This window comes from Psychrobacillus sp. OK028 (genome assembly GCF_900103605.1).
GTDB lineage: Bacteria > Bacillota > Bacilli > Bacillales_A > Planococcaceae > Psychrobacillus.
The window spans coordinates 51,372-64,565 of the sequence record NZ_FNHY01000011.1 but is presented as its reverse complement, the minus strand read 5'-3'; the positions used below and the strand labels follow the sequence as shown (position 1 = coordinate 64,565).

At 37.8% G+C, this 13,194-nt stretch carries 13 protein-coding genes; 1 reads left to right on the top strand and 12 read right to left on the bottom strand.

The window, feature by feature from the left end:
• Window position 1 precedes the first annotated feature (1 nt).
• The 4 genes from BLR36_RS16920 to BLR36_RS16910 all read right to left on the bottom strand — a co-directional run bounded on the left by BLR36_RS16920 (window position 2) and on the right by BLR36_RS16910 (window position 3,974).
• The gene (locus BLR36_RS16920; RefSeq protein WP_093062914.1) at window positions 2–706 is read right to left on the bottom strand and encodes a response regulator transcription factor; all 705 of its coding nucleotides are present in this window, start codon (window positions 704–706) and stop codon (window positions 2–4) included.
• A gap of 168 nt (window positions 707–874) precedes the next feature.
• Window positions 875–2,059: a sodium/glutamate symporter gene (gene gltS, locus BLR36_RS16915; protein WP_093062913.1), complete on the bottom strand. Its 1,185-nt coding sequence runs from the start codon at window positions 2,057–2,059 to the stop codon at window positions 875–877.
• 64 nt (window positions 2,060–2,123) lie between these two features.
• A complete protein-coding gene (locus BLR36_RS18885) occupies window positions 2,124–2,267 on the bottom strand; it encodes a hypothetical protein (RefSeq protein WP_175454111.1) in 144 nt (47 codons plus the stop codon).
• 714 nt (window positions 2,268–2,981) lie between these two features.
• Window positions 2,982–3,974, bottom strand: a complete 993-nt coding sequence (locus tag BLR36_RS16910; RefSeq protein WP_093062912.1) for a lipoate--protein ligase — start codon at window positions 3,972–3,974, stop codon at window positions 2,982–2,984.
• Window positions 3,975–4,096: 122 nt separating this feature from the next.
• Here BLR36_RS16910 and yhfH point away from each other — a divergent pair, with 122 nt between their 5' ends.
• Window positions 4,097–4,222, top strand: coding sequence for a protein YhfH (gene yhfH / locus BLR36_RS16905; RefSeq protein ID WP_093062911.1), 126 nt, complete (start codon window positions 4,097–4,099; stop codon window positions 4,220–4,222).
• Window positions 4,223–4,521: 299 nt separating this feature from the next.
• On the opposite strand, the gene BLR36_RS16900 is transcribed toward yhfH, so the two are convergent.
• The 8 genes from BLR36_RS16900 to hemE all read right to left on the bottom strand — a co-directional run bounded on the left by BLR36_RS16900 (window position 4,522) and on the right by hemE (window position 13,061).
• Window positions 4,522–6,711 carry a YhgE/Pip domain-containing protein gene (locus BLR36_RS16900; RefSeq protein ID WP_093062910.1) on the bottom strand — a complete coding sequence of 730 codons (2,190 nt, stop codon included), beginning with the start codon at window positions 6,709–6,711 and terminating at the stop codon, window positions 4,522–4,524.
• Between the two features lie 67 nt (window positions 6,712–6,778).
• Window positions 6,779–7,348, bottom strand: a complete 570-nt coding sequence (locus BLR36_RS16895) for a TetR/AcrR family transcriptional regulator (protein WP_093062909.1) — start codon at window positions 7,346–7,348, stop codon at window positions 6,779–6,781.
• A 91-nt stretch (window positions 7,349–7,439) separates the two neighbouring features.
• Window positions 7,440–7,904: a FixH family protein gene (locus BLR36_RS16890; protein WP_093062908.1), complete on the bottom strand. Its 465-nt coding sequence runs from the start codon at window positions 7,902–7,904 to the stop codon at window positions 7,440–7,442.
• Window positions 7,901–9,295, bottom strand: a complete 1,395-nt coding sequence (locus tag BLR36_RS16885; protein ID WP_093062907.1) for a sensor histidine kinase — start codon at window positions 9,293–9,295, stop codon at window positions 7,901–7,903. The genes BLR36_RS16890 and BLR36_RS16885 overlap by 4 nt, the downstream gene beginning before the upstream one ends.
• On the bottom strand, window positions 9,292–9,966 hold the full coding sequence (locus BLR36_RS16880) for a response regulator transcription factor (protein ID WP_093062906.1): 675 nt from the start codon (window positions 9,964–9,966) through the stop codon (window positions 9,292–9,294). The genes BLR36_RS16885 and BLR36_RS16880 overlap by 4 nt, the downstream gene beginning before the upstream one ends.
• Window positions 9,963–10,901 (bottom strand): YncE family protein, encoded by a 939-nt coding sequence (locus BLR36_RS16875; RefSeq protein ID WP_093062905.1) that lies wholly within the window; start codon window positions 10,899–10,901, stop codon window positions 9,963–9,965. The genes BLR36_RS16880 and BLR36_RS16875 overlap by 4 nt, the downstream gene beginning before the upstream one ends.
• Window positions 10,902–11,063: 162 nt before the next feature.
• Window positions 11,064–11,993, bottom strand: coding sequence for a ferrochelatase (gene hemH, locus BLR36_RS16870; protein ID WP_093062904.1), 930 nt, complete (start codon window positions 11,991–11,993; stop codon window positions 11,064–11,066).
• Window positions 11,994–12,008: 15 nt separating this feature from the next.
• Complete coding sequence (hemE, locus tag BLR36_RS16865) at window positions 12,009–13,061, bottom strand: uroporphyrinogen decarboxylase (protein ID WP_093062903.1); 1,053 nt, start codon at window positions 13,059–13,061, stop codon at window positions 12,009–12,011.
• Window positions 13,062–13,194 lie beyond the last annotated feature (133 nt).

Here is a 13,194-nt window from a genome sequence, read left to right as displayed (position 1 = left end):
ATTATGACTCCTCCGGGCTTAGGATTAGTCGATACCCCGCTCCTCTTACTGTTTCAATCGTTGATAAAACATGATAATCACTTAACTTTTTACGAACTCTTGTCATATTTACATTCAATGTATTTTCATCTACAAAAGACTGATCATCCCACAGCTCTTCTAATAGCTGTTCTCTAGTCACTAACTTCGGATAATTCCCTAATAATAACTCCAAAATTGTACACTCCTTCTTTTGGAGGGGAATTTCACCTTGTACAGTATGTAACTCCATTCGTTCCATATAAAGCTGTAGTCTACCTACCTTTACAACTCTTTCTTCTTGCTTGGCGGCATATTCACCATAAGTTCTTCTCAAATGGCTTCTTATTTTAGCTAGGACGATTTCATAGTGAAAAGGCTTCGTGATAAAATCATCTCCACCATTTTCAAGCGCAAATATTTGATCCATTTCCCCAGATCGCGCAGAAACGAATATAATTGGGCAAGTAGTTAACTGGCGCAATTGGCGACACCAGTAATACCCATCATACGATGGCAAATTTACATCCAACAAAACAATATGCGGATCAAACGCAGTAAACTCATCTATTATTTGATCAAAATCCTCAATTGTATGCACTTCATAATGATATTTCCTTAAAGTATCTGCAAGCAAAGATGCAATCTTTCGATCATCCTCTACAACTAACACACGATGCGTCGTCACAATAATCCCCCTTCACAAAAACAGTTCTCTCTTTATCATATCAAAAAAGAGCCCAACATACGTCAGACTCTCTTCCATTTATTAATAAATTAATTGAACAAGCTCTTCTTTTGTAACACCACCGAAGTATTTAGGTACGTTACGTTTGGAAACAGTCATTCCAATAACTCACTTGAAGAAGTTAATCGTTGTGATGATAATCGGTGCGCTAAATACAACATCAATCAGGAATGCTCCTACAATTGGTACGACCAGGAACGCTGTTCGAGAAGGACCAAACTTGCTCACTGTTGCGGACATGTTCGCCATTGCGTTTGGTGTTGCACCCAGCCCGTGACCTAAGAATCCAGAGATCATTACTGCCGCATCATAGTCCTTGCCAAGCATTCGGAACATCACAAAGATGGCATACAAGACGATAACGATAACCTGTATGAGTATAATGCCGATGAGTGGTAGAGCGAGATCTGCGACTTCCCACAACTTGATGCTCATCAGTGCCATCGAAAGAAAGATCGCAAGTGAAACGTCACCGATAAAGTTGATTTCCTTCATGTTCACCGTACCCTTTACAAAGCGGTCGGCAAGATTCCGGACAATGACCGCCACGAACATCGCCCCTATATAGGACGGCAGGACGAAACCGGTAACATTCGTAAACAATTCACCAAGATAGGTTCCGACTGCCATGGAAAACGTGAGGAGTGCGACCTGGACCATGAACGACCATTCTTGAATCGGTCTCTCATCTTCCTCAACATACTCTTCTATTTCACCCGATGCAGGCTTTAAGTCGTGTTTCTTAATCAGGTATCGCGCAACCGGACCGCCGGTAAGGCTACCGAAAATCAGGCCAAGTGTGGCTGCGGCCATGCCAATCGTCAAAGCTGAGGAAATTCCTAAGTCCTCAATCGTTTGTCCGTACGCCGCAGCACCACCATGTCCTCCGTTCATCGAAACTGCCCCAGCCATGACACCTAATAGCGGGTCAATTCCAAACAATTGAGCAAACGAAACACCGATGACGTTCTGCAAGAATACCGTGACGCCGCACAAGAGCAGGTAGACGACTAAGAGTTTCCCACCCAATTTGACGAGCTTGAAGCTTGCTCCAAGACCGACCGTCGTAAAGAAAGCGATCATGAACAGCGACTGTAGAGATGTGTCCAATGTAATTTCGACAATCCCCGTAGTTTTCAACATTAGCGCTAAAGTGGCAAATATTAAACCGCCGACGACAGGCGCCGGGATCAGGAACCTGTTAAGGAATCCAATCCGGTTTACAAGTGCCATTCCAAGCAGATAGAGAGCTACTGCGAGGAACAGAGTGGTAATCTGGTTGAGTTCAATCATATATCTTCACCTTTCTAAAATCCTTTACCGTTATCATTTATGAAGTTTCTCACATCCGAACCGTTCAGCCGTTTTCATCAAGATTTTGATCAACCTCGGATATGTTAAAGCTTGTCGTTTTTTCATTTACACATACGCAGCCAATGAAAGAAGCAAGCTGATCATGGCATGATTCGAATTCCGTTCTCTCCAAACACATATGTGACACCGAGCTCATCTCCACGGTTAAAAAGCTCTTGCGTGTTGCAATCGTCTCAATGTTGATTTGTCAATTCAAAGATTGCAATCGCTTTTTTTAGACAAAATGTTCACCCTAAACTAATGGCCGTACACAAGGCAAGGCGAAAATATTACATATCTTAGTAAACGCTTTCATCACTAGGAGATAGAGTTATATTAAAAATTTTACGGGAGCCTTATTGAATCCTACAAAATCCGACGGTCCCCGTCATACATTTTTTAAAAAGTGGTGAATTTTACTCATTCGTTCAAATAGCTCTCGCTAAACTTTTCATTTCCTTTAAGATTGTTCGTCTACAATTTACATAATATAAAAGACTAGACCACCAAAATCGTTGTCAAATCAACGTTTCAGGTGGTCTTCTTTATAAATCACACACATTTATGGTAGGGTTCTCCATTAGCTTTAGCAGAAGTCTTATTTGAACTAATAGCTATAGCTGTTGCTCATGTAACGGATTGTCCTTATTGAATCGAAGCTCATGTAACTGCAGCCAAAAAATTAGAAGTTTCTACTTTTTCTTCTTTGATTGAATCCATTCAAAATACCTGCCAAAATATAATATTAGAAAGCAATTTTCAAACCGAATTATACTAGCGAGGTTCACCCTTGGTTAGTCTCTTGACAGAACTCCATTGTTCAAAAAAAGAGCCCAACATAAGTCAGACTCTCTTCCATTTATTAATAAATTAATTGAACAAGCTCTTCTTTTGTTATACCACCGAAGTATTTAGGTACGTCTACGTTTGCTAATGCTGCCTCAATGCCTTCTTTACTATAAGGCTGACCAGTTAGAAGCTGTTCTACTTCTGCCATATCACCGACGCCGAAGAAGTCTCCAAAGATTTTCACTTCTTCTATTATTCCTTTGCTTACATCCAACCGAACATCTACACCACCTACTGGGAAACGATGTGAATGCTTCATATTGAATTTAGGTGATTTACCGAAATTCCAATCCCATTGTTGGTACCGTTCTTCTGAAAGCTTGTGGATATTTTCCCAGTCTTGATCGGTTAGCTCCCAGTATTGAATATTTTCCTCTCCTTCAAAAATAGAAGCAAGAAGTTCTGTACGGAATTGCTCGATTGTCATTGGATTTTCTAACAATTCGCTAATGTTTGTAACACGACTCCGAATGGATTTAATGCCTTTGGATTCAATTTTATCCTTACTTACTTTTAGGGCTGAAACAACAGCGTCAATTTCTGTATCAAACATTAATGTTCCGTGACTAAACATACGTCCCTTAGTAGAGTACTGAGCATTCCCAGAGATTTTCTTCCCTTCCGCCAAAATATCATTTCTGCCGGACAACTCCGCATTTACACCCATTTTTGCAAGTGCATCTATAACAGGCTGCGTAAACTTTTTGAAATTACGGAAGCTCTCTCCATCATCCTTTGTTAAAAAGCTGTAATTCAAGTTCCCTAAGTCATGATACACAGCACCGCCACCAGATAGCCTCCGGACTGGGATAATCCCATTCGCTTCAACAAAATCAGTATTTATCTCTTCTATCGTATTTTGGTTTCTTCCAATAATAATGGAAGGTTGATTTATGTAAAACAGAAAAAAAGAATCTTTTTCCACGTCCATTGTATTCAATGCATACTCCTCAATCGCTAAGTTAATACGTGGATCTGTAATTCCTTTATTATCAATAAAATACATGTTCATCTCTCCTTTAAGATTATTTTATCAAAAGTTCCTATAATATGTTGACAAATTGTTCTGTGTTATAATACAATACTAATAATAAAGTTAGTTATATAACAGATGGAGGTGGAACAACTATGTTAGAAAACGTAATTGAATTTTTCCGTAACCTGCCCGCAAAGAAATGTGCTACATGTGGTGAAGCAATTGAAGAACAACATGAATGCTACGGGAACCACTGTGATAAATGTACTAAAATTTAATTAATAATAAAAATCCCACTAGATATTCCCCTTTCTAGTGGGTTTTTTTATGAATTATAGAAAACAGACGAACACTTTAAAACCATTATTTATTTCTATCGTTTTCACTAGTATTAGAACAGGCTAGTTGCTATTTCATTATTGTGCAATTTTTTTATGAGTCTGTATTAACTTAAGTTCTACTCACTCTATTGATTGTGTGGGAGGAGGCGACTACAGCAGGATGAATGTGACTGATGAGATATCACAATTATACTTTAACCAAAAACCCACCTCTTTTGCGAGATGGGTTTAAAAAATTATGCTTCCGCTGTTTCTTTAGAGTAGCGTTTTTTGAATATTAGCATGAAATATCCAAAAGTTAAGGCCAGACATACTATCATAAATCCTAATAACACACTATTAGTGGACCAGAAATTGCCCAAGTCTCCTGTTGAAATGGAAGCTTTAAAGCTTTGGACTGAATAAGTCATCGGTAAGAATTTATTAAAGATTTGTAACGGCTGAGGTATTAGTTCCAATGGGAAAGTACCAGCACTAGTCGTCAATTGAAGTATTAATATAACAATTGCAACAAAGCGACCAGGATCACCAAGTACCGTTACAAGCAATTGGACAATAGCTAAGAAAGTAAAGCTTGTTATGATTGTAGATAATATAAACAATCCTACACTTTGTGTCTCCAATTTTAAAGCAAACAAAGCGATAGCTACAACTACTAGAGATTGAATAATTCCTACTACTCCCAGGACTGAAATCTTACTTATAAACCAAGATGCTCCACTTGTAGGCTTAATCGCAGACTGCACAAATGGAAATACGATTGATATAAGTAATGCACCAACAAATAATCCAAGAGATAAGAAATATGGTGTAAATCCTGTGCCATAGTTCGGTACCTCATTTACTCCTTCGACTTTTACATCTACTGGAGATGCTACCATTTCATATGTGGAATTATTGGCTGATACCTCTTTAGATTGTTCACTAGCATCCTTTAAGCTCGATTGTAAAATCTCCGTTCCTGCTGCTAACTGTTCCGTTCCCTCTGTTAATTTTGTTGAGCCATCTGCTAATTCACCAGATTTTTCAGCTAATGTTCCAGTTCCTGTTTTTAACTGACTTGAACCAGCAGCTAATTCATTTAGACCTGCTACTAAATTAGAAGAACCTTCATATGCTTGCTGCATACCTGTTGTTAATTCGTTCATTTTTGAAGCTAGTGTACTAGTTCCTGCTGCTAATTTTTTAGAACCTTCTATTAATGAACTTGAAGAGCCATTCAATTGGGATATCCCCTGCTGTGCTTGTGTATAACCTGCACTAAGCTGATTTGCTCCACTGCTTACTTGAGTTGTTCCTGTTGATAAAGCTGCTGTGCCATTTGCCAGCTTTTCTAAACCAGCCGATACAGTGGAACTACCATTTTCTATCTGTTTTATTGTTTCTTTTAAGGTTGCTGCCTGTTCAGCTGGTAATGATTCTGAAAGCTGGTTTAACTGTTGCGCTAATGCTTGAATGCCAGCAGTAACCTGAGTAGAACCTCCAGATAACTGTATTACGCTATTATTAATAGCTTCACTGCTTGACTGTAATGTAGCTAATGATTTAAGTAATTCTTTTTCTTTTGCACTTAATAATTGATAGCTTTCGTTTAGTTTAGCTACTCCACTTGTATACGTTTGAATTCCACTGTTTAATTGATCTGCCCCTGTAGCAGTTTGATTAACACCGTCTGCTAATTGCTTTGTTCCATCTGTAAGTGTGGATAATCCCTTATTTAATTCTGTAGAACCAGTTGTAGCCTTCTGAATACCATCCACAACTGTACTAGTGCCATCTCGAAGTTCGATTGTACTACTTGCCAACTGCCCTAAATAGCCTTTTAAATCGGATGCGCCTGTATTAATTTCTACCGCACCATCTTTTAATGCACCTGCTCCATCGGAAGCTTCAGCAAATCCATCTCCCAATTTTGTAATAGAATCAAATAATTGTTCCGCATAAGTTGCAGATACTTGTTTATTTACCTCCGCCCTAATTCGATCCATTGCGGTTTCACCAATTTGAGAGGATAGAAAGTTATATCCTTCATTTGCTTTGTAGGTAATAACCATCTTTTGAGGTTCTTCATCTAATAATGTTGTTGCATGTTGTGAAAAGTTTTCTGGAATCTCGATTAATAAATAATAGTCTTCATTTACTAATCCCTCATCTGCTTCTTCCTTTGAAACAGAAACAAACTTAAATTGTCCACTTTCCTTTAATTTCTCAGATAGGTCATTTCCTAACGATAAAGTAGTATCGTTATAAGTAGCACCCTCATCTGCATTCACTACTGCTACTGGTAGATCACTTAAGTTTGCATAGGGATCCCAAAATGCCCATAAAAACATTCCTGCGTACATAACAGGTATGAATAACACTGCAATTATTGGAATGAGTAGTTTCCTATTTGTTAAAATACTTTTCCATTCTGATTTAATCATAAAATATCCTCCTAATACCAAATGACCACTTTGTTCATTTGGTCATTTTTCTTTAAAAAAATAAGCCTCAAATAATGAGACTTTTAAAAATAGTTCCTTGAAAAAAGTCTGCGATTTCCTGTTCTGTTAGAGATTTCTCATGCGTTAAGTTCCAGTCATTAACGAACGCTAAATACCCTTTTAGTAGCAAGTATGCAACGAGTTCACTATTTACCTGACGAACTTCCCCTGCATTTATATATTTATCAATCTTCTGTTTTATAAAAGAAACAATTGCCTGCTCAATTTGGGCTTTCATCTGCTTAACCTGTGGAGTTTTCAATTCCTGTTCCTCTGCAATAATTTTTGAGAATAACTCATGGGTTTCGCGAAATTCTAGCATCTTCATCAGGGCAGCATACGCATTTTCTTGAAAAGTTGCCTCCTCTTTAATCACTTTTGTCGCTTCTTGTTTCATTTCTGCAATAATACGCAATACAATTTCTTGAAACAGTACTTCTTTATTATCAAAAAAAGTATAGATTGTACCTTTCCCTACATTTGCAATCTTAGCTATTTGCTCCATAGTTGTAGCTTTATAGCCGAATAAAGAAAAAGATTTAGTTGCAGCATCTACTATTTCCTGTCTTCGATCCATTTAATTCAACTCCAATCAAAAAAAATGACCAGAAAACCTTTTCGGTCATCTAGTCATTATAATACACCGCTCTTATTTATTTCGCAAGTATTTATTCATGATTCATGTGACTCATCGAATCATCTGCATCATCCGGAATTACTTTAGTCATATCTGGATTTCCAACGATCAGTTCCTGTTTAGGCATAACATGAAGTCCTCTTGCATTCGTATGAGCAAACATATAATAGATTCCATCATGGTCAAATGTAAAATTTGCTTCGTACACGCCATCTTCCGTTAAATTGCCTTCAATCATATGACCTTCGTCACGCTTTCCTGATTCCCATACTTCAAACTCAACTGTAGCATCATCTACCGCTTTATCCGATTGTGATACTTTGGCAGATAATACAACTTCATCTACAGCAAGTTTTTCAGCCGTTTGGATATGTACTACAACTTCTTCTAATGTTCCTTCATTATGATGAGTAGAGGTACTATCCTGTGCTTCTTTATCCCCACATCCTACAAGTGTCATCGTTGCTAATGCAAGAACTGCTAATGTTTTTTTCATAAAAATGAATCCTCCCAAATTGGTAATGTTATATAAGCGACGGTTCCTTTTTTTATCTCACTTTTGAAATCAAGTTTGCCTTTTTGCAATTCAATAAGTTGAGAGGCAATAGATAATCCAAGACCAGTACCACCATCTAAACGACTTCTGGCCTTATTTACCCGATAAAATCTTTCAGTTATATGAGCTAGATGCTCAGGTGCAATTCCACATCCCTCATCTTTAATATGAATGGTTGTCTCTTTTTTTGATAGTTCATTACCTATAATAATGGTAGAAGAGTCAGACGAGTAGTGGATAGCATTCTCTAAAATATTTATTAATATTTGTTTGGTCATTTGTTCATCCGCTTTTATAATTGTTTCCTCGTCTATGGTAACCGTAAACTTAATATGTTTCTTATCTGCTAATGATTTTACGAGTTGCAATACTTCGCGGACAACCTCCGATAATACTAATGGTGTCAAGTGAACTTCTTGATGGTGTTCCGAACGTGCTAAAGTGAGCAAATCATTTGTCAGTTTCTGCATTCGATTGGCCTCTTGCACAATAAGGGTATATATCTCTTTTTTCTTTTCTTCTGTAACGAGCCCTTGTTCAAATGCTTCGCCATAGCCTTTTATATAACTAATCGGTGTACGCAACTCATGGGAGACAATCGATAAGAAATCTCTTTTTTTCTCATCCTCCTGTTGAATAGAGGTTGCCATTTGGTTAAAGGTTTTCGCAAGTTCCCCAATTTCATCGGAGGATTTTATGTTAACTCGCGTTTCATAATTCCCTACTGCCATTTCATTTGCTGCTACTTTAAGTTTGTCTAACGGTACGAGAACCTTTTGCACCGTTTTCAAACTAATCCACGCCATTAAAAGGAGTAGAAGAGATACTGTTGCCAATAAAAAAATTACATCCTTTGAAGCCATTTCTGTCATTTTAGTTAAAGGTACATATACATAAATAATTCCTTCCAACCTATTTTCATCAACTAAAGGATAAATAACAGAGACAACTTCTCTATTAAATCTCTTCTCATATCCCCGTTTAATAACTGTTTCTCCTGCTATAAGTTGAACACGTTCCTCAGGTCCGATCAATGATTCATAGTCTATATCAAATGGGAGGCAAGCACTAAGTTCTTTCGGGTTTCGAACTGCAAAAACCTCCATATCGGAAAAACGATTGAAGTCTTCAGTTCGCTTGATGAATTCATTTGTTACAGGTCCACCATTATACATATCTTGTAAATTTACTGCAATCTCGATCATCGAAGTTTCTGTATCCTCAACATACAGCTCCTCATAAAGAAAATTAGTGAATATTACTAAGAATACAATCGTGATAGCAATGAATAAAAGAAGTAACATCCAAATTTTCACTGATAGTTTTTTCATTCTACAACCTCAAATCGATAACCTATCCCCCATACTGTCTCAATATATTTCCCTGCCTGTTCTCCTAATTTCAAGCGTAGCGTCTTAATATGCGTATCAACAGTGCGGGTTCCACCTTCATAATCTATCCCCCAAATCCGTTCCAATAACTGCTCTCTGGAAAAAGCTTTCCCTTCATGATTCATAAATATAAGAAGTAGTTCGTACTCCTTTAACGTCAGCTGTATTTTTTCATTATTAACTGAAATTTTTCTACCTACTGAATTGTGTTTAATAATTCCTGCTTTATGATGTTCATCCACAGTAGAAATACCAGCTCTACGAAATATTGCATTAATACGTGCCATTAGTTCAATAGCTGTAAATGGTTTAATAACATAATCATCCCCGCCTAGCTTTAACCCCTTCACTAAATCTGTCTTAGCATCTAATGCTGTTAGAAAGATAATAGGTACAGATGAAAATGCTCGTATTTTCTCACAAACCTCGAAACCACTCATTTCTGGCATCATTACATCTAACAATATTAAGTCCACTTTGGAAGTATGTACTACTTCAATAGCGACCTCGCCGTTATCTGCATGGAGTACTTGATGACCTGCTTGTAGTAAATGAAGTTCGACTAGCTTACGCATTTCTCGTTCATCGTCTACGATTAAAATAGTAGTCATCGCTCTACCTCCCTTACGACCAATTGGAACGGGCCTTTTCCGACCTGTAATTTTTTTATAATATCATTCGATTGTATAAAATATAATTGGTGATCATCATAACCAGCAAGAACCATACTTTCCCCAAAGGAGCTAATCCAAAACGGGTTGGCCCCAGCTTTGAGTGAGTTTAACACTTCTCCAGATTCTGAAAGTTCATATACTGTACTACTTCCATGACTTACGGTGAAAATATGTCCATTTGATGCTCTAGCCATATTTATTGGCATTATTGGAGCTTCGATTTCTCCTATAAGTTCACCAGATTCTATATTAATTCTCTTGATAGAGCTATTGGGGCTACTCCCTGCACCGTGACCACCAAGCCAAAGCTCATTGTCTTGTATGAAAAGACCGTGAGAAGAAGTCGGTATCACCCACTCATCCACTTGTTCCAAATTCATAGAGAGAACAGAAAGGACTTCATCCTTAAAGTTGACGACAAAAATATGTTTTCCATCAGAAATCATTGCCATAGGATAATTACCAGTAGAACTAGCCTGCAGTTTTTTTCCTTTTATATTATAGGCAGATACGGTATTTTTTAGTGCATTTGCTATATAAACTTTTTCTTCATATACATATGCATAGGTAGTACCCTCGCCTACATCAATGGAAGCTACCTGTTTGCCAGTTGACAATTCAATTATAGGGGCCTGTTCAACGGTATATCCGTAGAGCAGGAGTAAGTCATCTTTTACTAAGGCAAATCCAGTATAGGCCTCCTCTAGCTCCCAAGACTCTAATATTTCAGCCTCATCGGAAATAAAATCAATACTACCACCTAATGAATTTAAGCTAGCAACAAAATCAGTATGTGTGGGGATGGCTGGATAAGCTGTCTCTGAACAACCACCAATAAAACAAATTAACAATAGCATATATAACTTTTTCACCTATCCACCCCCATTTCTTTCATTATAACGAGGACATGTGAAAAAAGTTTGAAATAGATTTGAATATTTGAGGTTCCATTCAACTGCGAAGAGTTTCATATTATAAAAAATGTCCTAAACACCAAGAAGATGTTTAAGACGTTTAACCTAACTCTTATAATATTATCTTAAATGCTTCAAAACAACATCAGCCATTGCATCGATAAATTGAGGTTGAGCATTTGGCATTTCTGGGCGCACATATGTTGCACCGATATCATCACATACAACTTTACATTCGTAATCATTATCATAAAGAACTTCTAAATGCTCTGCAACGAATCCAACTGGAGTGTATACAAACGTAGTGTATCCTTTTTGTTCGTGTAATTCACGAGTTAAATCCTGTACATCTGGACCTATCCAAGGCTCAGGAGTTTGTCCAGCACTTTGCCAGCCTACTGCGTAGTTTTTCACGCCCGCTGCCGCAGCAATTAGGTCAGCTGTTTCTTGCAATTGATCTGGGTATGGATCGCCTAATTCTTTAATTTTTTCTGGTAAAGAGTGAGCTGAGACGATTAAACATGCTTTTTCACGCTGCTCTTCTGACATTTCTGCGAATGCCGCGCCAACCTTATCGCTCCAATACTGGATGAATTTTGGTTCATCATACCAGCTTTCTACAGAAGTAATTTTCAGGTTACCCAGCTTCTCTGCTTCCTCTTGAATACGACCATTATAGGACTTAATAGAGAAAGTCGAGAAGTGAGGTGCTAATACCATTGATACTGCTTCCGTAATGCCGTCTTTATGCATTTCTGCAACCGCGTCCTCTAAGAAAGGCTCAATATGCTTCAATCCAATATATAGTTTAAATTCAATTTCATCTTGCAATTCATTTAAACGATTACATAATCCTTTTGCTTGGCTTTCCGTTATTTTAGCTAGTGGAGAAATCCCACCGATTGCTTCGTAACGTCCAGTTAGATCAGCAAGTTGCTCATCACTTGGCTTACGACCACGTCTGATATGTGTATAATATCGTTCAATATCTGCCTCTGAATATGGAGTTCCATAAGCCATTACTAATAAACCCATTGTCTTTTTCATCATATTCACCTCAAAAATTTAGTTTGATTTTGCTGCGATAAGTTCTTTACTATAATCATGCACAAAAGAAGTTAAACGTTTTAAAGTATCTGGATCTACTTCTGGGAACACTCCATGTCCAAGATTGAAAATATGTCCTGGCTGTGCCACACCTTGCTCTACAATAATTTTCGCGCGTTTTTCAATCTCTTCCCAGCCGCCAATTAAGTATGAAGGATCTAAATTCCCCATTAATGGCTTTGTTAATCCTTTTGCACGAGCTTCTTCTATAGATAAACGCCAGTCAATTCCAACTACATCCACAGGAAGGTCATGCCATTCCATTGCTAAGTGACTTGCGCCAACACCGAATGTGATAAGCGGCACGCCTGTTTCACGAAGCTCCGTGAAAATACGTGTCATCACCGGTTTGATGAAAATACGGTAATCCGCTACATTCAATGCGCCAACCCACGAATCAAAAATTTGAATTGCCTTAGCACCCGCTTTAACCTGTGCTTTGATATATACAATAATCATATCCGCAAGCTTGTCCATTAATGCAAACCACGCTTGTGGTTCGGAAACCATAAATGCTTTCGTTTTGTTATAGCTTTTAGAAGGTCCGCCTTCAATCATATAACTTGCTAGTGTAAATGGAGCCCCTGCAAATCCGATTAGTGGAACATTTAGCTGCTCTGTCGTTAATAATTTTATTGTCTCTAAAACGAATGGTACATCGTCTTCAGGTGATAATTCGCCTAAATTAGCCACATCTTGTACAGTACGAATTGGATTGGAGATAATAGGTCCAACTCCTGACTTGATCTTCACATCTACGCCAATACCAACGAGCGGTGTAACAATATCCTTATAAAGGATGGCTGCATCGACATTATAGTTTTCTACTGGTAAACGTGTAACGTAAGCACATAATTCAGGTTCATGTGTAATTTGTTCCAAGGAATACTTTTCTTTTATTTTTCTGTATTCGGGTTGTGATCTTCCAGCTTGCCTCATAAACCAAACCGGTGTGTGTTCTACTTGCTCTCCACGTGCTGCGCGAAGAAGGGTATCGTTAAATTTAGTCATTAAAGGTACCTGCCTCTCATTATATAAACGTACTGTTTTTACTATACGTTACCACTATAGACGTTCTTTTTTCTAAAGTATAGCAAAATAGGGTATTTGTCATAAAATTGTTCGGATTACTATATGATACTTG

Excerpts from the sequence above, each read along its gene's own strand:
- gltS (WP_093062913.1), bottom strand. The coding sequence starts at position 2,059 with ATGATTGAACTCAACCAGATTACCACTCTGTTCCTCGCAGTAGCTCTC.
- BLR36_RS16910 (WP_093062912.1), bottom strand. The coding sequence starts at position 3,974 with ATGTATTTTATTGATAATAAAGGAATTACAGATCCACGTATTAACTTA.
- yhfH (WP_093062911.1), top strand. The coding sequence starts at position 4,097 with ATGTTAGAAAACGTAATTGAATTTTTCCGTAACCTGCCCGCAAAGAAA.
- BLR36_RS16900 (WP_093062910.1), bottom strand. The coding sequence starts at position 6,711 with ATGATTAAATCAGAATGGAAAAGTATTTTAACAAATAGGAAACTACTC.
- BLR36_RS16895 (WP_093062909.1), bottom strand. The coding sequence starts at position 7,348 with ATGGATCGAAGACAGGAAATAGTAGATGCTGCAACTAAATCTTTTTCT.
- BLR36_RS16890 (WP_093062908.1), bottom strand. The coding sequence starts at position 7,904 with ATGAAAAAAACATTAGCAGTTCTTGCATTAGCAACGATGACACTTGTA.
- BLR36_RS16885 (WP_093062907.1), bottom strand. The coding sequence starts at position 9,295 with ATGAAAAAACTATCAGTGAAAATTTGGATGTTACTTCTTTTATTCATT.
- BLR36_RS16880 (WP_093062906.1), bottom strand. The coding sequence starts at position 9,966 with ATGACTACTATTTTAATCGTAGACGATGAACGAGAAATGCGTAAGCTA.
- hemH (WP_093062904.1), bottom strand. The coding sequence starts at position 11,993 with ATGATGAAAAAGACAATGGGTTTATTAGTAATGGCTTATGGAACTCCA.
- hemE (WP_093062903.1), bottom strand. The coding sequence starts at position 13,061 with ATGACTAAATTTAACGATACCCTTCTTCGCGCAGCACGTGGAGAGCAA.